Annotated in this window: 23 protein-coding genes and 1 pseudogene; 12 read left to right on the top strand and 12 right to left on the bottom strand. The window is 69.9% G+C overall.

The genetic code is table 11. From position 1 onward, the window contains the following. Positions 1-49: 49 nt before the first annotated feature. From ACZ5C2_RS11815 to ACZ5C2_RS11805, 3 genes are all read right to left on the bottom strand, one after another. Complete coding sequence (locus tag ACZ5C2_RS11815) at positions 50-301, bottom strand: YHS domain-containing protein (RefSeq protein ID WP_189909575.1); 252 nt, start codon at positions 299-301, stop codon at positions 50-52. A gap of 90 nt (positions 302-391) precedes the next feature. Next, complete coding sequence (locus ACZ5C2_RS11810) at positions 392-2,959, bottom strand: heavy metal translocating P-type ATPase (RefSeq protein ID WP_189909574.1); 2,568 nt, start codon at positions 2,957-2,959, stop codon at positions 392-394. A 163-nt stretch (positions 2,960-3,122) separates the two neighbouring features. Further along, entirely contained in the window at positions 3,123-3,602 is a 480-nt protein-coding gene (locus ACZ5C2_RS11805; protein ID WP_189909573.1) for a general stress protein, read from the bottom strand. Between the two features lie 461 nt (positions 3,603-4,063). Here ACZ5C2_RS11805 and ACZ5C2_RS11800 point away from each other — a divergent pair, with 461 nt between their 5' ends. Genes ACZ5C2_RS11800 through pspAB form a run of 4 tightly spaced genes read left to right on the top strand, consistent with a single transcriptional unit; the run spans position 4,064 to position 6,643 of the window. Next, positions 4,064-4,840 carry a PspA/IM30 family protein gene (locus tag ACZ5C2_RS11800; RefSeq protein WP_189909572.1) on the top strand — a complete coding sequence of 259 codons (777 nt, stop codon included), beginning with the start codon at positions 4,064-4,066 and terminating at the stop codon, positions 4,838-4,840. After that, on the top strand, positions 4,837-5,115 hold the full coding sequence (gene pspAA, locus ACZ5C2_RS11795) for a PspA-associated protein PspAA (protein ID WP_189909571.1): 279 nt from the start codon (positions 4,837-4,839) through the stop codon (positions 5,113-5,115). Before ACZ5C2_RS11800 ends, pspAA begins: the two co-directional genes overlap by 4 nt. A 5-nt stretch (positions 5,116-5,120) precedes the next feature. Next, positions 5,121-6,044: a zinc metalloprotease HtpX gene (gene htpX, locus ACZ5C2_RS11790; RefSeq protein WP_189909714.1), complete on the top strand. Its 924-nt coding sequence runs from the start codon at positions 5,121-5,123 to the stop codon at positions 6,042-6,044. A gap of 20 nt (positions 6,045-6,064) precedes the next feature. Next, positions 6,065-6,643 carry a PspA-associated protein PspAB gene (gene pspAB, locus ACZ5C2_RS11785; RefSeq protein ID WP_189909570.1) on the top strand — a complete coding sequence of 193 codons (579 nt, stop codon included), beginning with the start codon at positions 6,065-6,067 and terminating at the stop codon, positions 6,641-6,643. A 107-nt stretch (positions 6,644-6,750) separates the two neighbouring features. Here the strand turns inward: pspAB and ACZ5C2_RS11780 are convergent, their stop codons facing one another. The 5 genes and pseudogenes from ACZ5C2_RS11780 to ACZ5C2_RS11760 form a co-directional block, all read right to left on the bottom strand. After that, positions 6,751-7,074, bottom strand: coding sequence for a DsbA family protein (locus ACZ5C2_RS11780; protein WP_189909569.1), 324 nt, complete (start codon positions 7,072-7,074; stop codon positions 6,751-6,753). Positions 7,075-7,345: 271 nt separating this feature from the next. Beyond that, a pseudogene (locus tag ACZ5C2_RS11775) lies at positions 7,346-8,954 on the bottom strand (multicopper oxidase family protein). Between the two features lie 74 nt (positions 8,955-9,028). After that, positions 9,029-9,436, bottom strand: a complete 408-nt coding sequence (locus ACZ5C2_RS11770; RefSeq protein WP_468789120.1) for a hypothetical protein — start codon at positions 9,434-9,436, stop codon at positions 9,029-9,031. A 144-nt stretch (positions 9,437-9,580) separates the two neighbouring features. Then, entirely contained in the window at positions 9,581-9,916 is a 336-nt protein-coding gene (locus ACZ5C2_RS11765) for a metal-sensitive transcriptional regulator (RefSeq protein ID WP_246531970.1), read from the bottom strand. Beyond that, the gene (locus ACZ5C2_RS11760; RefSeq protein WP_189909568.1) at positions 9,913-12,723 is read right to left on the bottom strand and encodes a heavy metal translocating P-type ATPase; all 2,811 of its coding nucleotides are present in this window, start codon (positions 12,721-12,723) and stop codon (positions 9,913-9,915) included. Before ACZ5C2_RS11760 ends, ACZ5C2_RS11765 begins: the two co-directional genes overlap by 4 nt. Before the next feature lie 206 nt (positions 12,724-12,929). On the opposite strand from ACZ5C2_RS11760, the gene ACZ5C2_RS11755 reads away from it, so the two are divergent. The 5 genes from ACZ5C2_RS11755 to ACZ5C2_RS11735 all read left to right on the top strand — a co-directional run bounded on the left by ACZ5C2_RS11755 (position 12,930) and on the right by ACZ5C2_RS11735 (position 14,983). Then, a complete protein-coding gene (locus tag ACZ5C2_RS11755; protein ID WP_189909712.1) occupies positions 12,930-13,196 on the top strand; it encodes an SHOCT domain-containing protein in 267 nt (88 codons plus the stop codon). Positions 13,197-13,224: 28 nt separating this feature from the next. After that, entirely contained in the window at positions 13,225-13,470 is a 246-nt protein-coding gene (locus tag ACZ5C2_RS11750; RefSeq protein ID WP_189909567.1) for a DUF2933 domain-containing protein, read from the top strand. Positions 13,471-13,664: 194 nt separating this feature from the next. After that, positions 13,665-14,363, top strand: coding sequence for a methyltransferase family protein (locus ACZ5C2_RS11745; RefSeq protein ID WP_266403011.1), 699 nt, complete (start codon positions 13,665-13,667; stop codon positions 14,361-14,363). Between the two features lie 6 nt (positions 14,364-14,369). After that, on the top strand, positions 14,370-14,681 hold the full coding sequence (locus ACZ5C2_RS11740) for a hypothetical protein (RefSeq protein ID WP_189909566.1): 312 nt from the start codon (positions 14,370-14,372) through the stop codon (positions 14,679-14,681). Further along, the gene (locus ACZ5C2_RS11735) at positions 14,678-14,983 is read left to right on the top strand and encodes an ATP-binding cassette domain-containing protein (protein ID WP_266403014.1); all 306 of its coding nucleotides are present in this window, start codon (positions 14,678-14,680) and stop codon (positions 14,981-14,983) included. Before ACZ5C2_RS11740 ends, ACZ5C2_RS11735 begins: the two co-directional genes overlap by 4 nt. A 143-nt stretch (positions 14,984-15,126) precedes the next feature. On the opposite strand, the gene ACZ5C2_RS11730 is transcribed toward ACZ5C2_RS11735, so the two are convergent. From ACZ5C2_RS11730 to ACZ5C2_RS11720, 3 genes are all read right to left on the bottom strand, one after another. Continuing rightward, a complete protein-coding gene (locus ACZ5C2_RS11730) occupies positions 15,127-15,939 on the bottom strand; it encodes an aminoglycoside adenylyltransferase domain-containing protein (protein ID WP_189909564.1) in 813 nt (270 codons plus the stop codon). 67 nt (positions 15,940-16,006) lie between these two features. Beyond that, positions 16,007-17,134, bottom strand: coding sequence for a Nickel transporter NicT (gene nicT / locus ACZ5C2_RS11725; RefSeq protein ID WP_189909563.1), 1,128 nt, complete (start codon positions 17,132-17,134; stop codon positions 16,007-16,009). A gap of 139 nt (positions 17,135-17,273) precedes the next feature. Next, a complete protein-coding gene (locus ACZ5C2_RS11720) occupies positions 17,274-17,924 on the bottom strand; it encodes a TetR/AcrR family transcriptional regulator (RefSeq protein WP_189909562.1) in 651 nt (216 codons plus the stop codon). Positions 17,925-18,043: 119 nt separating this feature from the next. On the opposite strand from ACZ5C2_RS11720, the gene ACZ5C2_RS11715 reads away from it, so the two are divergent. Both ACZ5C2_RS11715 and ACZ5C2_RS11710 read left to right on the top strand, forming a co-directional pair. After that, on the top strand, positions 18,044-18,211 hold the full coding sequence (locus ACZ5C2_RS11715) for a hypothetical protein (protein WP_189909561.1): 168 nt from the start codon (positions 18,044-18,046) through the stop codon (positions 18,209-18,211). Positions 18,212-18,216: 5 nt separating this feature from the next. After that, a complete protein-coding gene (locus tag ACZ5C2_RS11710; RefSeq protein ID WP_189909560.1) occupies positions 18,217-18,783 on the top strand; it encodes a hypothetical protein in 567 nt (188 codons plus the stop codon). Positions 18,784-18,878: 95 nt separating this feature from the next. On the opposite strand, the gene ACZ5C2_RS11705 is transcribed toward ACZ5C2_RS11710, so the two are convergent. Next, a complete protein-coding gene (locus ACZ5C2_RS11705) occupies positions 18,879-20,336 on the bottom strand; it encodes an MFS transporter (protein ID WP_189909559.1) in 1,458 nt (485 codons plus the stop codon). A 165-nt stretch (positions 20,337-20,501) separates the two neighbouring features. On the opposite strand from ACZ5C2_RS11705, the gene ACZ5C2_RS11700 reads away from it, so the two are divergent. Then, complete coding sequence (locus tag ACZ5C2_RS11700) at positions 20,502-21,305, top strand: AraC family transcriptional regulator (RefSeq protein ID WP_189909558.1); 804 nt, start codon at positions 20,502-20,504, stop codon at positions 21,303-21,305. The last annotated feature ends 18 nt before the right edge of the window (positions 21,306-21,323 follow it).

The following is a 21,323-nucleotide window of genomic DNA, read 5'->3' as shown; positions in this document are numbered from 1 at the left end:
CGAGGCCGCTCACCATCGTCTCCTCCGTTCGCCCCGACCTGGGCAGCGTTTATGACCCGGCGCCAGCGCATGCCGATCCGCTCTTGAAGGGCGCCGCACGCTGCACGTCCATGCCGATCACGGTCCACTTCGCCGGCTCGGCTTCACTGGTTCTCCGTGTATCGGTCCGGGTCTGCGGTGAATCGCGCCTTGCAGGCGTGCTGCAGAACAGGTAGGTCCGCCCCTGGTAGCTGATACGGGGCGTGGTGGGGGATTCCTCAACCGTCATGCCGCAGACGGGGTCGGTGGCCTTCGTCGCCATGGTCTTCTCCTGTATTGCTGGTTGTCATCAGGCTGGTGTGCGCCGTTCGGCGTAGCGGGCAGGCTGTCCACGGCCCTGCGGTGTCGGAGGTCAGGCGGCGCGGCGGCCGGTGTCGGGCCCAGCGCTCTCGCCAGTGACGGGGGCGGCCGTGGCGCTGGGGGGCTGGTCGGCGGGCGACGGTGCCGCGCCGGGCAGGTGGAGGCGTTTGAGGGCGAGGGCGTTGACGGCGACGATGATGCTGGACCCGGACATGGACAGCGCGGCGATCTCCGGCCGCAGCACCAGGCCGAGGGCGGGCTCGAAGACGCCTGCGGCGATCGGCAGCGCGATGGCGTTGTAGCCGATGGCCCAGCCGAGGTTCTGCCGCATCTTGCGCAGGGTGCCGCGGCCGATGCGCAGCGCGGTCGGCACGTCGAGGGGGTCGGAGCGCATCAGGACGAGGTCGGCGGTCTCGATGGCCACGTCCGTGCCGGCGCCGATGGCGATGCCGAGGTCCGCCTGGGCGAGAGCCGGGGCGTCGTTCACGCCGTCGCCGACCATGGCCACCTTGCGGCCGCCCCGCTGCAGTTCGGCCACCTTGGCCGCCTTGTCCCCGGGCAGGACCTCGGCGATGACGGTGTCGATGCCCAGACGGTCCGCGATCCGCTCGGCGGTCGCCTGGTTGTCGCCGGTGAGCATGACCACTTCGACGCCGAGGGCGTGCAGTTCGGCCACGGCGGCGGCCGAGGTCTCCCGGGGCGCGTCCGCGATGCCGATCAGGCCCGCCGCCTGTCCGTCGACGGCGGCGATGACGACGGTACGGCCGGTGGCGGCCAGCGCCTCGCGTTGGGCGGCCAGTTGGCCGAGGTCGACGCCTTCGCGCATGGCCAGTCTGCGGTTGCCGACCGCGACCCGGTGGCCGTCGACGGTCGCGCTCGCACCGTGGCCGGGGACGTTCTCGAAGTGCTGCGCGCTCACTGCCGCCACGGCCCGGCTCTCGGCGTACCGCACGACGGCTTCGGCCAGCGGGTGCTCGGACTCGCGCTCCACCGCCGCGACCAGCCGCAGCAGTTGGTCCTCGTCCGTTCCCGGGGCGGTGATCAGATCGGTCACCTCCGGCTCGCCCTTGGTCAGGGTGCCGGTCTTGTCCATGACCACGGTCTGGATGCCGGCCGATGCCTCCAGGGCGACGGCGTTCTTGAACAGGACCCCGCGCCGGGCGCCCAGTCCGGTGCCGACCATGATGGCCGTAGGGGTGGCCAGACCCAGGGCGTCCGGGCAGGTGATGACGACGACGGTGATGGCGAACAGCATCGCGGTGCCCAGCGAGCGGTCGGTGGCCAGCAGCCAGACGGCCAGCGTCGCGGCGCCGCCGATCAGGGCGACGAAGACCAGCCAGAACGCGGCCCGGTCGGCGAGCCGTTGGCCCGGTGCCTTGGAGTTCTGGGCTTCCTGGACGAGCTTGACGATCTGGGCCAGGGCGGTGTCGGCGCCGACCTTGGTGGCGCGCACGCGGAGCGTGCCGTTGGCGTTGATGGTCGCGCCGATGACCTGCGAGTCGGGGGCTTTGTGCACCGGCAGGCTCTCCCCGGTGACCATCGACTCGTCGACGTCGCTCTCGCCCGCCTCCACGAGTCCGTCGACAGCGATCTTGGCTCCGGGCCGGACCAGCAGCAGATCGCCGACCACGACCTCGGCGGTGGGTACCTCCACCGGCTCTCCGCCCCGCACGACGAGTGCCTTGGGCGGGGCCAGGTCGAGCAGGGTGCGGATGGCGTCGTTGGCGCCGCCCCGGGCGCGCATCTCGAACCAGTGGCCGAGCAGCACGAACGAGGCCAGCACGGTGGCCGCCTCGTAGAAGACGTCGCCGCCCCCGGTGAGCGTGATGATCAGCGAGTACGTCCAGCCGGAGCCGACGGCGACCGCGACCAGCACCATCATGTCCAGGGTGCGGGCACGCAGGGCCCGCACCGCGCCGTCGAAGAAGATCGAGCACGAGTAGAAGATCACCGGCAGGCTCAGCAGCAGCGCCCAGACATCCTGGCGCAGTCCGAAGGGCACAGGGACGTCCAGTCCGAGGACGTCCTCGCCGATCGGTGACCAGATGACGATGGGGATCGAGAAGAGCAGCGCCACCAGGAAGCGGTTGCGCATGTCGGCCACCATCGACGCCATCGACATGGCTCCGTGGCCGCCGTGCCCCATCATCTCGTGCGGCGTCGGCATTCTCTCGGCCTCGGCGGGAGCCTCGGCCCCCGCGTGCTCGACGTGCTCGGCATGTCCCGCGGGCGCGGTTGGAGCGGCCACCGGCGCGGCATGGCCATCATGCGTCCCCTGACGGTCCTCAGGGGCTTCGACAGCAGGGTCCGGCTCGGCCATCGGATCACAGACATGGGACGGCACGGACTGGCCGGCGCAGTGGTAGCCGCATTCGGTCACCCAGCGGCGCAGTTGGGCCAGCGACGTACGCCGCGGATCGAAGACCACCGTCGCCGACTGCGCGACCGGGTTGGCCTCGACCTGAAGTACGCCAGGCCGCCGGCGCAGCACAGCGGCGACGGTGCTCTGCTGGGACGCCCAGGCCAGACCGCGCACGTCCAGAACCGCCGTACTGCGCTCCTTGCCAGGATCCTCGGGCCCAGACGTTTCGTGATCGTGATGATTCGCGTGGTGCTGCACGGTCAGTCCTTCTTCGGCGAGTGGGGCCGGGACGGCTGGCGGCAGAGCCGTCGACCACGTGGAGCCGGCCGAAAGGGCGTGAGCGGTTCTGCTTGTCCTACGAGAGAGAGTGCGGTGTCCGCAATCCTGCCCGCGTGGCAGGGCCGGGAACAGGTAGCTCTTGTCACTCTTCGCGCCAGGCAAGTTTGATCAGCAGGTTCTTGGCCTCCTCGGCGACCTCGGCGTCGGCGACCACGTCGTAACGGGCGGCCACGATCTGACTGCGGGAGGAGAAGTCGCGACGGCCGCCGCTGAGAGCATGACCGGCGAAGCCGAAGACCGCACCGAAAACTGCCCCGTAGGCCAGCCCGCTCAGCATCAGCACCAGGACGTGGTGGTTGCCTGCGGCGAACATCGACAGCAACAGTCCGATCAGCAGCCCGAACCAGGCACCGCTGCCGACGCCGGCCAGGGCGGCCCGGCCGCGGGTGAGGCGGCCGAGGACGGTCTCGACCATACGCAGGTCCGTACCGATGATCGCGGTGTGTTCCACCGCGAATTTACTGTCGGACAGGAAGTCGACCGCGCGCTGGGCGCCGATGTAGGTCGGATACGAGCCGACGACCGGACGGTCGACCGCCACTGTGGGCGGGTACTGGGTCATCGAAAGACTCCCTTCGTCATCAAGCAGCCTGCGCCCGCACCACCTCCCGTGCAACGGACACCGCCGACGGGTGAGCGCACGTTGGTGCGCAATGGCAGGGTGGCGACGGCAAGGACGGCCGCCAGACTCGGGCCCGATCGGCTGGCTGGCCGCCGGGAATGCAACTGTGCCGGGTGGTACCGGTCGGCGTTGTCGAGCCTGCTCCTCGGGCGTGGACCGGCACAAGGTCCGACCGGCCCCCCGGGGTGGGCCGGTCGGGCCCTGCCCTCCATGGGCGTCGCGAGGCGAGGATGGTCCCAGGCCGAGCGTGCGGCCCGTGCCTTCACCGGCCCGCAGGGAAGGGCGTGGGTACGCAAGGGCCGAGGTTGCGGCCCGGACCACGGCACCAGAACCTGGGGATGTCCGCCGGCATGGCACGCATGGCCTGGCTGATTGCTCACTCCCGTCGAGAGAAGGCCGCTATGAGCAGCATTGCTCACCGCATAGCCGCCCTGTTCCGGATCAAGGCGAACAAGGCGCTGGACAAGGCCGAGGACCCCCGTGAGGTGCTGGACTACTCCTATGCTCAGCAGCAGGAGATGCTGCGGAAGGTACAACGCGGTGTGGCGGACGTGGCCACCAGCCGCAAACGCATCGAGCTGCAGATCAGCCAGTTGCAGCAGTCCGGCGGCAAGCTGGAGGGACAGGCCCGGCAGGCGCTGGCCGCCGGACGTGAGGACCTCGCCCGCGAGGCCCTGACCCGGCGCACCGCCGTGGCCTCGCAGGTCACCGACCTTGAGACCCAGCAGTCATCGTTGCAGGACCAGGAGGAGAAGCTCACTCTCGCCTCGCAGCGCCTGCAGGCGAAGGTGGACGCGTTCCGTACTCGCAAGGAGACCATCAAGGCCACCTACACCGCGGCCGAGGCCCAGACCCGTATCACCGAGGCCGTCACCGGCATCGGGGAGGAGATGGGCGATGTCGGCCTGGCCATGCAGCGGGCCCAGGACAAGACCGAGCAGATGCAGGCCCGCGCCGGCGCACTGGACGAACTGCTCGCCTCCGGCGCGCTGGAGGACGCCACCCTGCCCGCCGGCCGCGACGACATCCAGGCCGAACTCGAGCGCGTCACCGCCGGCAGCGACGTGGACAAGGAACTGGCCCGGATGAAGGCGGAGCTCCCGGCGTCCGCCGCGCCGCCGGCCCTGGAGGGCGGCGGGACCCGGCAGGCACCGCCGGAACAGGAGACAACGTCATGATCATGCGGATTCTCGGCGAGGGCCAGTACGAGATCGCCGAAGAGCACCTCGACCGTCTCAACGAGCTGGACGCCCCGCTGCAGTCGGCCGCCGACGCGGGCGACGAGGCCGCGTTCACCACCGCCCTGTCAGCCCTGCTGGACGCGGTACGCAGCCTCGGCACACCACTGCCGGACGAGACGATCACGCCCTCCGACCTGGTGCTGCCCGATGCGGACACCAGCCTCACACAGGTGCGGGAACTGCTCTCCGACGAGGGCCTGATCCCGGGATGAAGACGATGCGAAGCCGCTTCGAGCCCGACCGGCAGCTGACCGCCCGCATGATGGTCACGATGTTCCTGCTCGGGCTGGTGTACGTGGCGTTCATCGCCGCGCTGATCGTGCTGCTCAAGTCCGTCGTCGTGGTGGTCGTGATCGCCGCCGGACTGCTCGGCGCACAGTTCTGGTTCTCCGACCGGATCGCCCTTTACGCCATGCACGGCCACCTCGTCACCGCGGAGGAACAGCCCGAGCTGCACGGGGTCATCGACCGGCTGTGCGCCACCGCGGACATGCCCAAACCCCGGGTGGCCATCTCGGAGATGGACCTGCCCAACGCGTTCGCCACCGGCCGCAACGCCGACCACGCCGTCATCTGCGTCACCACCGGGCTCCAGCGCCGTCTGACGACCGAGGAACTCGAAGGCGTCCTCGCCCACGAGCTCTCCCACGTCGCACACCGAGACGTCGCGGTGATCACCATCGCCTCGTTCCTGGGCGTGATCGCCGGACTCATCGTCCGCTTCGCCTTCTACTCCCAGCTGTTCGGCGGACGCAGCCGCGACCAGAACACCGCCGCCCTGCTCGCGATCGTCATGGGAGTCTCCGCGCTCGTCTACGGCCTCAGCTTCCTGCTGATCCGGGCGCTGTCCCGCTATCGCGAACTGGCCGCCGACCGCGCCGCGGCCATGCTCACCGGCAAGCCCTCCGTGCTCGCGTCGGCGCTGACCAAGGTCAGCGGCGACATCGCCCGTATCCCGACGAAGGATCTGCGCACCGCCCAGGCGTTCAACGCGTTCTTCTTCGCCCCCGCTCTGGGCCCCGGCAGCGCGCTGGCCGGCATGTTCTCCACCCACCCCAGCCTGGAACGCCGCATCGAGGCGCTCGCGGAGATCTCCGTGGAGCTGGGCGAGGCGGGCGGGAAACCGGGGGACGACGCGTGACGAGAAGGAGCTGAAGACCCGTGGGTTTCCTGGACGTCCTGCTCGGCCGGACCAAGCCGGTCAAGCCCGACCTGGACCAGCTCTTCGGCCTGCCCTCGGCGGCGATCACCCTCCACGCCGCCAGCGGCCTCACCCCGACCGGAGCGGGCTCGGTGTGCTTCGCCGCCATCGAGGGCGGGGCCTTCGCCCAAGTCCAGCAGGAGGTACGGGCCCTGCTGGACGCCGACTCCCAACGGGGCGGTACTCCAGTGGAGTTCAGCCGTGACTCCTACGGGTACTCGTGGCTGCTCTCCCGTCGCGACCCCGGCGACCTGCCCGCCCTCGTGAGCGACCTGCACGCGGTGAACACCGCCCTGGAGGACAGCGGCTTCGGCCCGCAACTCCTTTGCTCCCTGGTCACGTTCCACGACGCCGAACTGCGCCCCCTCGCGCTGGTCTACCTCTACAAGCGCGGCACCTTCTACCCGTTCGCTCCGCTGCCCGGCCACAAACGCGACAGCCCGCTGGAACTCCAGGTCAAGGCCACACTCAAGGACGACCTGCGCGTCGAGGAGGACCTGACCCGCTGGTTCCCGCTCTGGGGCGCCCCCGGCCTGTGAACCTGCGGCCACCTTCTGACGGGTGCGCCTGGGCCGCGCTGCGGCCCTCCCCAGCCAACGCGAACCCCGAAGGGAGTGCCCGGGGAAAATGTGGAGGGACGTGTCGCTCAGCGCGGGGAGGCGTCGGCCACGGCTGTGAGGGCCCGTCGCAGATGACCGGCGTCGGGCGCGCCGGCAAGGCCCTGGGGGGTGCGGTAGACCCGGCAGGCCAGCCCTGGCGGGCGGCCCGGCTCGGTGAACAGGTCGCGCCCGTCGACGAGGATGGTCGGGGAGCCGGTGAAGCCGTCGCGCTCGGCCTCGGTCTGGTCGGCGATCACGCGCGTGGTGAACCCGGTCTCGCACAGCCCGATGTCGTCGAGCGCCCGCCGCAGTTGGTCGGCGACGGTCTGCTCGTTGGGGCAGCCGGGCACGACCAGGACTTCGATCTCCATGCCTCCAGGATCGCTCGCCTGCGGGCCGCAGGGAAGCCGAAGGGCCCGCGTTCGCCGAGCGCTGCGGCACACTGCCTTTCATCTGGAACCGGAAAGATTGACCGGCCGGCGGCAGGGGCGTCCGCCCCCACACCGTTCCGATGACCTGCCTCTCGCGGTTCCAGGGCGCCGGGCGCCACCGCTCGGGCACTGCTCGCATCTCTCGGCCGCGTTCCCCGGCGACGGTGGTTGGGTGGCACGCAAGCACTCCGCATGCCACCCAACCCCGAGGTCATGCCTGGTAAGCCACGATTGCCATCATCCCGGCCTCGCCGTGGTAGGCGTTGTGGCAGTGCAGCATCCACTGGCAGGGGTTGTCGCAGTCGAAGAAGACGGACAGTTCCTTCTTCGGCAGGACGGTCACGGTGTCCTTGCGCGGGCCCAGGTCGCCGAGTTGGTAGGTGTGGCCGTGCAGGTGCATCGGGTGCCACATGGTGGTGTCGTTGATGAAGTCCAGCCGCACCCGCTGGCCCTCTTCCATCAGGATCGGGTTGGCATCCGGGTTGGCCATGTCGAAGGGCTTGCCGTTGATGGCCCAGTTGTAGTGCATCATGCCGCCGGTGAGCTTGATCTGGTGCGTGACGTCGGTCCTGGCGGACTTGAGGCGCACGTCGTCGGCCGCGCGGAGCTGGGAGGCGGTCATGATCAGGCCGTCGAGTTCCTTCGGCCGTACGGACGCCGACGGTGCGCGGCCGGATCCCGTACGGACCAGAGCCAGGCCGCCGGTGTTCTTGCCCTCGGCCGCGGCGACCAGGGGGAAGACGCCGTCGCCGAGGGTGACCAGGACGTCGTAGCGTTCGCCCATACCGATGAGCAGGGCGTCCACCTGCTGGTGCTGGACCGGGAAGCCGTCGGTGTGGGTGTGACGGTCAGCCGGTGGCCGCCGAGCGCGACCCGGTAGGCGGTGTCGGAGCCGGCGTTGATGATCCGCAGCCGCACCTTGTGGCCGAGCTTGCCGGTGTAGACGTGCGGGTCGGCCGGAATACGGCCGTTGACCAGGTGGTACGGGTACTTCACATCACCGGCGTCGCCGCCGAGCAGGTCGCTCTCGGCGCCCATGAGCATGAACCTCGACGACATACCGCCCGACGAGGAGGACGGGGACGGGGACGGGGACGCCGCATCCTCACCCATGCCTCCCATGTTGTGCATGTCGTGGCCCTCCATGCCCGAGCCGGAGGCACCGCCCGTGTCCATGCTGCCCATGCCCTGCTTGAGTTCGGCGAAGACCTCGTCGGGGGTGCCGGTGACGCCGTCGACCCAGTCGTCGAGGACGACCACCCATTCGTCGTCGTACGCCAGCGGCTCGCGCGGGTCCTCCACGATCAGCGGCGCGCACAGGCCGCGGTCGAGCTGGACGCCGACGTGCGGGTGGAAGAAGTACGTGCCCGGGGCATCAGCGATGAACCGGTAGGTGAAGGTGCTCCCGGCGCGTACGGCGGTCTGGGTGGCCGGGGGACGCCGTCCATGTCGTTGCGCAGGGCGATGCCGTGCCAGTGGAGCGAGGTGGTGGTCTTGCCCGGTAGCTGGTTGGCGAGTTCGGCGGCCAGGGTGTCTCCGGCGGAGAGCCGGACCTCCTTGCCGGGCGTGCGGCCGTCGAAGGTCCAGGTCTTGGCTCTGATGCCGCCGCCGAGGTCGACCGTGGCGGGCACTGCGGTGAGTGTGATCTTGTGCTGCCTGCCGGTGCCGGTCCGCTTCTTCTCGGCGGTGGCTACGGCGGAGCCGGAGGGGCTGACCAGGGTGGGGGTGGCGCTGGTGGAGTTGGTGCAGGCGGCGAGCGTGCCCGCGCCTGCGGCGCCGAGTCCGGCGAGCAGGACGGAGCGGCGGTTGATGCTGTTCACGATGTGAGTCCCCTTGTTCGAGCTGCATGTGGGGTCGCGGACGCAAGACGGCACACAGGTGCCGTGGGCGCGGCCTAGATGCGCAGCTGGGAGAGGACCGACAGGTCAGGTGGCGCGCGGCCGATCGTCGCGGCGGACACCGGGCCGGATTGGGCCTCATACGGGTTTGACGACTGCCCGGCAAGCCCCCGCGGCGGCACAGCGAGCTTGACCACCTCGACGCCCGGAGTGGTGCAGTGCTGCATGCCTGGGGTGGCGTAGGCGCTGTGGGGAGAACTGTGCGCGGACGGACTCGCGCCGGGCACGTCCGTGTGGCCGGCGGCAGAACTCATCGGCATCGCGTCGGCGGACCAGGACGCCATGCCCGGCATTACGTGCCCGGCATGCGGGGCGGAGGGCGCGGAGGTTTCGGCGATCGCGGCGGTCTCATGGTGGACCAGCACGGCCAGGGCGGCGCACAGGGCGATGACCACGCCGCGCACTCAGCGCACGGCGCCCGCGCGGGCTGACTGTGTCGCCATCGCCTCCGCCCGGGCTTCTGTTCTCCGAGCCCCGTGGGTGGGAGCTCGCCCACTCGCCCAATATACCCCCGCGGGGTTTGTCTGGCCTTTGGGTCGCGGAGGCGGTCACAGGCGTAGTGTGCGGCGCAGGGAGAGGGCGAGTTCGCCGAGCTTGGCCTCGCCCGCGGCCGGGTCCGAGCGGGCGGCGTCGGTCACGCAGTGCCGCACGTGGTCGTCGAGCAGGCCGAGCGCGACTTCCTGCAGGGCTCGGGTGACGGCGCTGATCTGGGTGAGGACGTCGATGCAGTACCGGTCGTCGTCGACCATGCGGGTCACCCCGCGCACCTGGCCCTCGACCTTGTGCAGCCGGGCGAGATGGTCGGACTTGTGGTCGGCGTAGCCGTGCGGGGCCGCGCCCGGTGCCGGGTCCGGAGTACCTGCGGGGCCGGAGATGGTGGTCACCTGGTCTCATCTCCTCGTGGCGTGCCTCGCGCAGCAGATGCCCGGTAGCGGTCCGGGTCGGCGCAGAAGGTGGCAGCGCATCCGGCGGAGCAGAAGTAGTACCACTCTGCGTCCATCACGTGACGCTCCGCGGCGGTTTGCGGGTTGATCTGCATGCCACACACCGGATCTGTGACAGCGGTGGCGGACTCGTGCTGATGGTCGTGGCTGGGGCCTTCGCTCTCCGGTGCCGTGGCGGGCTGGGGGGCGTGGTCGGTCTGGATCTCCGTCCGCATCTCGGCCCCTGGTTCGACCGCTGCCGCTGCGGCGGGCGGCAGCGGGCTGGTGTGCCAGCGGCGCAGGCGGGATGCGTTGGTGACCACCGACAGGGAGGACAGGGCCATGGCGGCGGCGGCGATGATCGGGCTGAGGCGGATGCCCCAGATCGGGTACAGGGCTCCGGCGGCGAGGGGGACGCCGACGGCGTTGTAGACGAGGGCGAAGAACAGGTTCTGCCGGATGTTGCGCATGGTGGCCCGCGAGAGCCGGATGGCGGTGACGACTCCGGTCAGGGAGCCGGAGATGAGGGTGATGTCGGCGGCCTCGATGGCCACGTCGGTGCCGGTGCCGATCGCCAGGCCCACGTCGGCGGCGGCCAGGGCGGGCGCGTCGTTGATGCCGTCGCCGACCATGCCGACCGTGCGGCCCTCGCCCTGCAGGCGGCGGATCTCATCAGCCTTGTGCTCGGGGAGCACCTCGGCCAGGACACGGTCCACTCCGACCTGGGCTGCGATCGCGGCGGCGGTGCGGGCGTTGTCGCCGGTGAGGATGACCACGTCGAGGCCGAGCCTTTGCAGGGCTGTGATGGCCTGGGTGGAGTCGTCCTTGACGGTGTCGGCGACGGCGAGCACTCCGGCCGCGCGGCCGTCGACGGCCGCGAGTACGGAGGTCTTGCCCTGGGAGGACAGTTCGGCCGCGACCGGGGCCAGCGCGGTGGTATCGATGCCGGCGTCGGAGAGCAGCCTGGCGGTGCCGACCAGGACGGCGCAGCCGTGGACGGTGGCCTGTACGCCCTTGCCGGTGACCGAGTCGAAGCCGCCCGCCGCACGGGGGGTGAGGCCGCGTTCCCGGGCTCCGGCGACGATCGCCGCCGCGAGCGGGTGCTCGCTGTCCGCCTCGGCCGCTGCGACCAAGGCCAGCAGTTCGTTCTCCTGGAAGTCTGCGGCCGTGTGCACGTCGGTGAGCACGGGCTTCCCGGCGGTGACGGTGCCGGTCTTGTCCAGCACCACGGTGTCCAGCTTGTGGGCGGTTTCCAGCGCCTCGGCGGAGCGGATCAGGATGCCTGCCTGGGCGCCCTTGCCGGTGCCGACCATGACCGACAGCGGGGTGGCCAGGCCCAGGGCGCACGGGCAGGCGATGATCAGAACGGCGACTGCGGAGACCAGCGCGAGGGTGAGTGCCGGTGCCGGTCCCACCGTGTACCAGAGCGCGAAGGTGGCGATGGCGATGGCGATGACGGCGGGCACGAAGTAGGCGGAGACCGCGTCGGCCAGCCGCTGGATGGGCGCCTTGGACGCCTGGGCCTGCTGCACCAGGCGGACGATCTGCGCGAGCATGGTGTCGGCGCCGACCTTGCTCGCGCGCACCCGCAAGGATCCGGTGCCGTTGACCGTGGCCCCGATCACCGTGTCCCCGGCGCGTTTGGTGACCGGCATCGGCTCGCCGGTGACCATCGACTCGTCCACCGCCGAGGAACCCGACAGCACCTCCGCGTCGACCGGCACCGTCTCCCCGGGCCGGATCAGCACCTCATCGCCGACCGCCACGTCCTCCACCGGGATCTCCGTCCCGGTGCCGTCGCGGATCACGCGGGCGGTGCGGGCCTGCAGCCCGAGCAGCGCGCGGATGGCCTCACCGGTGCCGGCCTTGGCGCGCGCCTCCAACAGCCTGCCGAGCAGGATCAGGGTGAGAATCACCCCGACCGCTTCGAAGTACACCTCACGCACGTTCTCGGGCAGCAGGGAGGGGGCGAGCGTGACGATCAGGCTGTATCCGTACGCGGCCATGGTGCCCAGCGTGATGAGGGAGTTCATGTCCGCGCCGCGGTGGCGCAAGGTGAGCCAGCCGGTCCAGTGAATCGGCCAGCCGGTGTAGAGCATCACCGGCGTGATCAGAGCCAGCTGCAGCCAGTGGTTCAGCAGCCAGCCAGGCACCCAGTCGGCGCCGAAGAGTTCGTGCGCCATGACGGCGAAGAGCACCGGGGCGGTCAGCACCGCGCCGAGGGCGACCCGCCGGGTCAGGTCGGCGATCTCCGCGAGCCGCTCGGCGGACTCTGCGGCCTCCGCCTCGGCTGCCGCGGCCTCGCCGCCCGGCAGACTGCTCGTCGGCCCAGCGGCAGTCGTGGTGGCAGCCGCCGTCCGGCCTCCACCGTCCGAGGCGGCATCCGTGCCACTGGCCGGTTCGACCAGCAGCGTGCCGTGGATCATGTTCATCCCGCATGCGAAGCCGAACGAACCGGTCTGATCCGGGCTGAGGTGCACGGTGGTACGTGCGTACGCCGGGAGCCCTGCGCTGACCCGCAGGTCGGGGAAGACGACCCGGGAGGTGCATTCCCCGCTCTCCTGCCGGTCGAAGACCAGCTCCACCGGCACCCCTTGGCGGACCTTGATGACGTCGGGGCTGTAGCCACCCCGGACGATCACTTCGACCCGCTGCATCCCGCCCTCGATCAGCGCGGTGCGGGCCCTGCGCGGGCCGAAGAAGAACCAGCCCAGACCGGCGATCAGCACGGCCGCGGAGACCACCACGACGACATCGGCAACATCCATGACGGATCGGCCTCCCTGCGTGTTCACTCCCTCCAGTCTCACTCGCGGCTACCCCAACCAGGTAAGGGCTGACCGGCCCCACCGCCCGGGACCTGTGGACCCTGTGCTCTCAGGCCAGAACAGGAGGACTCTGGAAGCAACACAAGAACGGAGCCGGACAGCGGGCCCTGCGCCCGCCGCTCGGGTGACCTGGGGACGTGATGGTGATGATGTTCTGGTACGACCACGACGTCAGCGGATGGGGCTGGTTCGCGATGTCGGCCAGCATGATCCTGTTCTGGGCGTTGATCATCACCGCCGCCGTCCTGCTCTTCCGGGCCCTGGGCCGCCCCCACGAGCACACGCACAGCCCGGCCGGTCCCTCGCCCGAGCAGCTGCTCGCCGAGCGGTTCGCCCGCGGCGAGATCGACGAGGAGGACTACCAGCGGCGCCTGGCCGCCCTGCGCTCCTCGGGCCCCCTCACCAAACACTGACCCGCCCTCCCAAGGAGGAGGCCCCGCCATGAGGAACAACCGGAATTACGGCCTGTACGCGATCGCCGTCGCCATCGCCTTCGTCGGCGCCCTGGTGCTCGGCATGCCCCTGGGCAGCCTCGCCCTCCTCGCCATCGTCGTCGCCTGCCCGCTGATGATGTTCTTCATGATGCGCGGCATGCACGGCGGCCACGGCGATGGTGACCAGCACACCGATCAGAGCGATCCGCTGCGCAAGCACGACCAGCACCAGCACCCCGGAGGCCGGCCGTAACCGGCCGGATCCCCGCCTCGACGGCATGGCGAGGAGAACGCCATGAGCGCCGTGATAGCCATTTCGATCGGCACGCTGATCCTGGCGGGCGTGGTCTACGACATCGCGCGCCTGATCATGCCGAACGAGCCCAGCTGCCCTCCCCTGGCACGCCTTCGGGGGCGGCGCGCCGCCCTGGAAGACGCTGAGTGCGGATGCCGCATACGGCCTGTGGCCGCTGGTGGTGCTCCACCCTGCTCTTCATCGTCTTCGCCGCCAGCTTCTTCCACCCGAAAACCAAGCGGGACTGGCGGGCCATGGGCGCCTACAGCGCGTTCCTGGTGGCGCTGTTCACCGAGATGTACGGCACCCCGCTGACCATCTACCTGCAGGGCAGCTGGCTCGGCAACCAGTTCCCGCTGCTCAAGGACACCCACGCAGGCGGTCACCTGTGGAACGACCTGACCGGCTGGGGTGGCGATCCGCACCTGAGCCCCTTCCACCTCGCCAGCTACGTCGCCATCGGTGTCGGCACCTGGCTGATCGCCGCCGCCTGGAAGGTGCTGCACGAGGCCGCCCAGCACGACCACCTCGCCACCACCGGCCCCTACGCCTGGGTGCGCCACCCGAAGTACGACGGCTTCCTCCTCATCATGATCGGGTTCCTGCTGCAGTGGCCCACCATCCCCACCCTGATCATGTTCGCGGTCCTGGTGTACGTGTACGCCCGCCTCGCCCGCAGCGAGGAACGCGAGGTCGCAGACCGGTTCGGCGAGCGGTGGACCGCCTACTCCGCCAGCACCCCCGCCTTCTGGCCCAGGCAGCCCCACAGGACGCCGCCCGCCACGAAGCACGGCACCCCCAGCACCCCCGGGTCCGCGCGCGGACCCGGCTCACCAGCCACGCGGAGGTGACCTGGCATGGAAGCACTCGTCTGGACTCTGATCGTCCTCGGGGTCCTGGCCACCGCCGCGTGCGCGGTGCATCTCACCCGGAGCCAGAGGCGCGACGCCGCGCACCTGGGCCGCTCCATCCACCGCACCGCCCCCGTCCTCCTCGCGGCCAGCCTGCTTCCCCTTCCCGCGCTCCTTGCCGCTGACGCGTCCGCGGCAGCCTGGGGGCTGTGGGGCGCCACCACCATCACCGCCGCCCTGGTCTACGCCTACGCCGACACCCTCGGCGACCTGCCGCCGCACGCATGGACGGCATCCCGGCCCGGGAGCGGGCCGTGAGCGGCCGGGACCGGCGGGAAACACATAACAGCGGTCCCAAGCCGATCGATGCACCGCACATCAGCGCGACAGAACCAGCCCGGCCGAGCGCCGACCGCGCGGCACTGGAGGCAACCGGGATCGAGAAGACCTACCGGCGCGGCCTGTGGCCGGCCTCGCGCCGGATACCGGTGCTGAATGGCGTGGACCTCACCCTGGCCGCCGGCGAAGTGGTCGGCCTGGTCGGGGAGAACGGCTCCGGCAAGAGCACCCTGATGAAGATCCTGGTCGGGGCCCGGAACGCGGCGTCAGGGAGGCAGTGAGGACGTGTCTGTCGATCACTGATGTGCCGCGCCCGGGCTGCTGCGTCTTGAGGATGCGCACCATGGCGTGAGGAGGTGAAGTGCGTGGAGGAGGCGGTGCCGAAATTCGGCATTCTGGACCACGCTCCTATCCACGAAAGTATTTAGGAGCTATGCGCACTTTGCTGGGCATCGCGGATGGCCATGTCGATGAACGCGAGCGCCTGGGAGCGGCGTTCCAAGGGGCTGCGGTACAGCGACTTCTCGGGGGTGCCGCACCTGATGCGCAGGCACTCCTCGATGATGCGCTCCCAGAGGTCGTCGAACCGTGTGAGCGCGTACTCTCCGGCGCCCCGCTTGGAGGTGATCCGGCCGGTGGTCAGGGTGTAGTGCAGGCGGCTGACGCCGAGGACGCCCCAGGCCGGTCCCCAACTGCCCAAGCAGGCAAGGCCCAGTGGAGAGGGAAGCCGTGACGCACGTCGCCACCAGGGTTGCCAGTAGTCGGCCAGATTCCCGCGCGTCCATCCGGCGAGGCCGGCGCGGTCGGTATGGATGTGGATGTCGCCCGGGAGCGGCCCGCGCAGGGCGGTGCCGTGGTCGGCCAGGGTGTGCCAGGTCACGGGGTGGCGGTCACCGTGGGACGTGCGGCTGAACTTGTGCTCGTGGACGTGCGGACCGGGCGCAGCCAGCAGCGGGTCCGCGGCGAGCTCGTCCCAGGTGACGTACGAGCCGTCGAAGTAGGGGCGGGCATACGCGTCCGCCACGTGCGTGTGAACCCGCTCGAGAGCGGCGAGTTGGCGGTCGTCCGGGGGAGCTGCCGTGACGGCCACGAAGTCGATGTCGCTAGCCTCGGGATGGAAGTCGTGCAGCGCTACGGAGCCCACGAGGTAGAGGCCTTGGACCAGCCCCGGGAGGGCCGTGTCGACGGCGTGTACGTAGGTCTGGACGACTACGTAGACGGAAGGATCCAGGATCATAGGGGCAGAGCGTGCACCTCAGTCGTCGTCGGCGCCAGTGTGCATTCCCCGTCCCGTGCGGAGTCGATCAGTCCTCTTCTGCGATGCGGGGCCTGAGGGCCCACTTCTCCTCGATGCGGCCGTAACGCCAGATCAGCAAAGCGGCGGCCCAGGTGACGACGAAGAGCAGGACGACGGCGTACCCGACGCTGTTGAGGTCGATGCCGCCGATCCAGTTCCAGAAGGCGCCGTGAAGGGAGAGCTTCTCCGCGGCGATCGACAGCAGCTCGACCGTGCCGATGAGCAGTGCGGCGGCGACCGACAGGCCGGTGATGGTGATGTTGTAGAAGACCTTGCGGACCGGGTTGGAGAAGGCCCAGGAGTACGCGAAGTTCATGAACGAGCCGTCGATCGTGTCGAGCAGGCTCATCCCGGCCGCGAACAGCACCGGCAGACAGAGGATCGCGTACCAGGGGATGCCGGCGCCCGCCGCACCCGCCGCCAGGAAGAGGAGTGAGACCTCGGTGGCGGTGTCGAAGCCGAGACCGAACAGGAAGCCCAGCGGGTACATGTGCCAGGGCTTGCCGACGGCTCGCGTCGCCCGACCCAGGATGCGGCTCATCAGCCCGCCACCGGCGGTGAGTTGTGCCTCCAGGTCGGCTTCGGTGTGGCTACCGGCCCGCATCCGGCGGAAGACACGCAGGATGCCGATCAGCGCGACGAGGTTGAAGGCCGCGATGACGTAGAGGAAGACGCCGGAGACCGAGGTGCCGATGAGGCCGAGCGTCTGTTGCAGCGCGGAGCCGTCGTCCTGCACCGGCCCGGCGAGGGAGCGCACGCCGAGCGCGAAGAGCAGGGCGAGCAGGAAGACGACGGTCGAGTGCCCGAGGGAGAACCAGAAACCCACGGAGAGCGGGCGCTGCCCGTCGGAGATCAGCTTGCGGGTGGTGTTGTCGATCGCGGCGATGTGGTCCGCGTCGAAGGCGTGCCGCATGCCGAGGATGTATGCGGTGACGCCGAGGCCGACGCCGAACGCCCCTTGGCTGCCCAGGTCGAAGTGCTGCGGGACGACGACGAACAGCAGTGTGCCCCAGCCGATGACGTGTAGGGCGAGGATCGCGGCGGCCAGTAAGCCGGCCCGGGCCCATTCGCGTGGGGTGAGCGCTTCGCGCACGCGCCGGACGAGGCCCGGCTGGGGGTGGGGTGCAACGGTCATCGTGGTGTCCTTGATCCGGGTCGTGCTTACATCGCACTCCATTCTCTATGGCGCTTAGTAGTTAGGTGCAAAGGGATTGCAATAACTTGGACGAGGGTGCTGCTCAGGCTGATGCGGGGTCGTGGGACGAGGGAGCGAGTCAGTGGCCCGAGCGCCCTACGCGGCGGCCATGGTGCTCTTGCCGGCTCGCCGACCTCTGGTTATCCGACGTGAGGTGCCCCTCGCGCAGCCCGGACAGGGTCACCGTGACGAGCCGGTCGGCCGCCGCTTCGGAAGGCAGGGCGGTAGCGGCCGTGAGGGCGTGGAGGCAGTACGTCGCCAGCTCGTCGGGTGCGATGTCGTCACGGAAGGCGCCGGTCTGCGCGCCCTCGGCCAGGAGGTCCCGGATCATGCCGTGGAGCTGCTGCTGCGCTCGGACGACGCGCTCGTCCCGGTGAAGGAGCGCGGAGAGTTCGGTGCCGTGGTGCCCGCGGGACTGGCGTGAGATGTGAGCGAACGCCCTCAGGACCGCCTCGAGTTGTTCGCCGGCTTCGTCGGTCTTATCGCGGACCTCCGCGAGCTGTCCCAGGTGTTCGGTGATCTGGCGGTCGTGCCAGGCGAGCAGGATCGCCTCGACGTCCGGGAAGTACTTGTAGAGCGTGGCCCGGCCGATGCCGGTGTTCTCGGCGATCTGCGACATCGTCACCGACCGCAGGCCGTGCTCGGCGGCCAGCTCGGCGGTGGTGTTCAGGATCGCGTCGCGTACGGCGCGGCGGTGCGCCTCGATCGTCTCGTTCCACAGCTTCGGCACTGGGTCAGTGTACGTGGCGGCGATGTCGATACGCTCTGGTTGACATCGTAGACATCGTGTCTCGTAAACTGCGGCTGGCGCGAACCGTATGACATCCACGCACTGTGAGGAACACGCACATGGCTGACTCACCTTCTCGCCCCGACGCCGCAAGTCATGGGCCTGGTCCCGCGGCGCATCCCGGCATGCCGCGCTGGGCGAAGACGCTGGCGATAGCCGCCGGAGCCGCCCTGCTCGTGGCGTTCGTGCTCATGCACACGCTCGGTGGCAGCATGGGGAACCACTGATCGCGATGACCATGAACCCTCGCCTCCGCAAGTTCGCGCTCACCGCGCACGTCACTTCGTCGGTCGGCTGGCTCGGTGCCGTCGCCGTCTTCCTCGCCCTCGCCGTCGTGGGGCTGACCAGTCAGAACGCCCAGACCGTTGGCGGAGCCTACCTCGCGATGGAGCTGACCGGCTGGCTCGTCCTGGTCCCGTTGAGTCTCGCCTCGCTGCTCACCGGGGTTGTCCAGGCCCTGGGTACCTCGTGGGGTCTGTTCCGCCACTACTGGGTCCTGTTCAAGATGCTGATCACCGTTGTTGCGACCGTTCTTCTGCTGGTGCACATGCAGGTGGTCGGCCACGTCGCCGATGTCGCGGCCGGGACGAACCTGTCCAGCGGCGATCTCGTCGGGATGAGGATTCAGTTGCTCGCCGACGCCGCCGCTGCCCTGCTGGTACTGCTCGTGGCGGTCACGCTGTCGGTGTACAAGCCGAGGGGCCTGACACGTTACGGATGGCGCAAGCAGCACGAGCCGCGAGTCCAGCGGCGGCCCGCAGCCCGAGGCGACCAAGCAGCAGGTCTGCCCGTCTCCTGAAGCGGTACGAGGAATACGAGGAAGTGGTGGGCAGGGTCAGGCAGATGCCGCTTCGATAGGTGTGCGGCGCTCACCGGATTGAGCAGGCACGATCGCTATCCCTGTTCTGTGGGGGTTTCGCGAGCCTCGAGCGTGTGTCCCACGTGCTGTTTCTTCCCGAGCAAAGTGGCCACGAGGCCGGCGCCGAGCATAAGGAGGGCTGCGGCGACGGTGAGCGCCAACGAGAAGCCTTCCGTCGCGGCGCGCTGCGGGGTGGCGGAGTCGGCCAGGTCGTTGCTGCGGTGTGCTGCCAGGGTGACCAGCGCCGCCAACCCCACGGCGCCGCCGACTTGTTGCACCGAGCTCAGGACCGCCGAGCCGAGGCCGGCGTTCTCCCCAGTGGTGCCGGTGAGTGCGGCCATCGTCATGGCGGGCAGGCTCAGTCCGCCTCCGAGGCTCGTGACGAGCATGCCGGGCAGCACTCCGGACGCGTAGCCGTCGCCAGCTGCCACGCCGGACAACAGGAGCAGTCCGGCTGAGCTGGTCACAAACCCTGTGACGAGCGTCAGGCGTATCCCGAGCCTGACCACCGCACGGGAGGAGAGCCACATGCCGGCGAGGATGCCGCCGCCGTAGGGCAGGTAGGCGACGCCGGCCGTGAGCGGACCGTAGTGAAGAACGGTCTGCAGGTGCAGCATCAGTAGGAAGGCCATCGCATAGAAGGCGGCTGAGAACAGCAGGGTCGTACCGTTGGCGACGGCGCGGATCCGCGAGGCCAGGAAGCCCAGCGGTACGAGGGGCTCGGCGGTACGTGTCTCGACCGCAAGGAACGAGACCGCCAGGACGACGGCAAGGACCAGAGGGACGACGGAGGCCGCGTCACCCCAGCCCGACTCCCCGGTCTCGAGCAGGCCGTAGACCAGGGATATGAGCGCGCCGGTGCCCAGCACCGCACCGGGTACGTCGATGCGTGCCCGGTGGCTGGCCCGGCTCTCGGCGACCAGGCGGGGGAGCAGTGCGAGGGCGAAAAGGGCCACTGGCAGGTTGATGAGGAAGATCCAGCGCCAGGACGCCAGACCGGTCAGCGCACCGGAGATCACCAGGCCCAGCGTGCCACCCAGACCCGCGATGCCGCCCCAGACGCCGAGCGCCTTGGCGCGCTCCTCAGGGCCGGGGAACAGGAGAGTGATCAGGGCCAGCGCGGCGGGGCTGGCCATGGCCGCGCCCGCACCCTGGACGAACCGTCCGGCCACGAGCTGCCAGGGTTCCTGGGCGAGCGCGCAGGCCAGGCTTGCCGCACCGAACAGTGCGACACCGGCCAGGAAGACACGTCGGCGGCCCAGCAGATCGGCCGCGCGGCCGGACAGCAGCAGCAGTCCGCCGAAGGCGAGGAAGTAGGCGTTGACGACCCAGGCCAGACCTGTGGTGCTGAAGCCGAGATCGTCCTGGATGCTGGGGAGCGCGACGCTCACCACGGTGTCGTCCAGGACGAGCATGAACTGCACGAAGCACAGGACGATCAGTGCGGGGAGACGGCGGTTGGCGCCTGCGGCCGGGGCCGGTGCCGAGGTCATGCCGGGTATCCGGTCGTGGGCCTGTCCGGCGCGTTCGTACGGCGATGGCGGCGCTCGTGGCGCTGATGAGTGATCGGCATGAGGCGAGGCTATGTACCGGTCCCATGTGGCCGCGATGCGCTACGAGGCCAGGTCGTATCGCATTGAGGACATACGCTGGGACGTATGGATGAGGCTGTCGCGTGTGCGGCCCCAACTGGGGTAGGGGCGATCGTCGTTGGGAGCTTCCCGCTGTCGTCGGGGCAGTGGTTCGACGAGCACAGCCATCCGCAGCACCAGTTGGCCTGGACTCGGCGTGGTGTGCTCGGTGTCGCCGTCGGCGACGCCTACTGGATCCTGCCGCCCACCCGGGCGTTGTGGTTGCCCGCGGGGGTTGTCCACCGGACCGGTGCGACCCGCGACGCCGTCCTGTGCAGCCTCTATCTCGAACCGGACCGCTGCGGCCTGGACTGGGCCGAGCCCACGCCGGTCGGCGTAGACGGGCTGCTGGCCCACCTGATCGCTTACCTTGCCCGTGAGGACCTCGCCGATGACGCGCGGCTGCGGGCCGAGGCAGTCGTGTTGGACCTGTTGCGCCCCCTGCCCACCACGCCCATCGACGTGCCGTATCCCGTCGACGACCGCCTGCGTGCCGTGGCCGACACACTTCTCGCCGACCCTGCGGACCCGCGTCGCCTAGATGCGCACGCACGGGCCGTCGGGGTGAGCAGGCGCACCCTGACACGGCTGTTCGTCCACGACACCGGCATGAACTTCGATCGCTGGCGCACTCATGTGCGGCTGCGTGCCGCGCTGTCTCTCCTCGCCGAAGGCCAGCCTGTGTCCCGTGTTGCACACACCGTGGGGTACGCGACTGCGAGCGCCTTCCTTGCGGCGTTCCGGCGGACTGTCGGTACCTCCCCGGGTCGCTATCTCAACGGCGACGCCATGTTCGGGGCGCCCGAGCAGAGCCCCGACTCCGACGGATGACACCGCGCACCCGATCTG

Source organism: Streptomyces sp. NPDC031365 (assembly GCF_055569765.1).
The sequence above is the reverse complement of the archived record's forward strand: the minus strand, read 5'-3'. Positions and strand labels throughout refer to the sequence as shown.

Excerpts from the sequence above, each read along its gene's own strand:
- ACZ5C2_RS11730 (WP_189909564.1), bottom strand. The coding sequence starts at position 15,939 with ATGATCCTGGATCCTTCCGTCTACGTAGTCGTCCAGACCTACGTACAC.
- nicT (WP_189909563.1), bottom strand. The coding sequence starts at position 17,134 with ATGACCGTTGCACCCCACCCCCAGCCGGGCCTCGTCCGGCGCGTGCGC.
- pspAA (WP_189909571.1), top strand. The coding sequence starts at position 4,837 with ATGATCATGCGGATTCTCGGCGAGGGCCAGTACGAGATCGCCGAAGAG.
- ACZ5C2_RS11745 (WP_266403011.1), top strand. The coding sequence starts at position 13,665 with ATGCCGCATACGGCCTGTGGCCGCTGGTGGTGCTCCACCCTGCTCTTC.
- htpX (WP_189909714.1), top strand. The coding sequence starts at position 5,121 with ATGCGAAGCCGCTTCGAGCCCGACCGGCAGCTGACCGCCCGCATGATG.
- ACZ5C2_RS11715 (WP_189909561.1), top strand. The coding sequence starts at position 18,044 with ATGGCTGACTCACCTTCTCGCCCCGACGCCGCAAGTCATGGGCCTGGT.
- ACZ5C2_RS11700 (WP_189909558.1), top strand. The coding sequence starts at position 20,502 with ATGGATGAGGCTGTCGCGTGTGCGGCCCCAACTGGGGTAGGGGCGATC.
- ACZ5C2_RS11760 (WP_189909568.1), bottom strand. The coding sequence starts at position 12,723 with ATGGATGTTGCCGATGTCGTCGTGGTGGTCTCCGCGGCCGTGCTGATC.
- ACZ5C2_RS11780 (WP_189909569.1), bottom strand. The coding sequence starts at position 7,074 with ATGGAGATCGAAGTCCTGGTCGTGCCCGGCTGCCCCAACGAGCAGACC.
- ACZ5C2_RS11815 (WP_189909575.1), bottom strand. The coding sequence starts at position 301 with ATGGCGACGAAGGCCACCGACCCCGTCTGCGGCATGACGGTTGAGGAA.
- ACZ5C2_RS11705 (WP_189909559.1), bottom strand. The coding sequence starts at position 20,336 with ATGACCTCGGCACCGGCCCCGGCCGCAGGCGCCAACCGCCGTCTCCCC.
- ACZ5C2_RS11740 (WP_189909566.1), top strand. The coding sequence starts at position 14,370 with ATGGAAGCACTCGTCTGGACTCTGATCGTCCTCGGGGTCCTGGCCACC.
- ACZ5C2_RS11750 (WP_189909567.1), top strand. The coding sequence starts at position 13,225 with ATGAGGAACAACCGGAATTACGGCCTGTACGCGATCGCCGTCGCCATC.
- ACZ5C2_RS11710 (WP_189909560.1), top strand. The coding sequence starts at position 18,217 with ATGACCATGAACCCTCGCCTCCGCAAGTTCGCGCTCACCGCGCACGTC.
- ACZ5C2_RS11800 (WP_189909572.1), top strand. The coding sequence starts at position 4,064 with ATGAGCAGCATTGCTCACCGCATAGCCGCCCTGTTCCGGATCAAGGCG.
- ACZ5C2_RS11805 (WP_189909573.1), bottom strand. The coding sequence starts at position 3,602 with ATGACCCAGTACCCGCCCACAGTGGCGGTCGACCGTCCGGTCGTCGGC.
- ACZ5C2_RS11755 (WP_189909712.1), top strand. The coding sequence starts at position 12,930 with ATGATGTTCTGGTACGACCACGACGTCAGCGGATGGGGCTGGTTCGCG.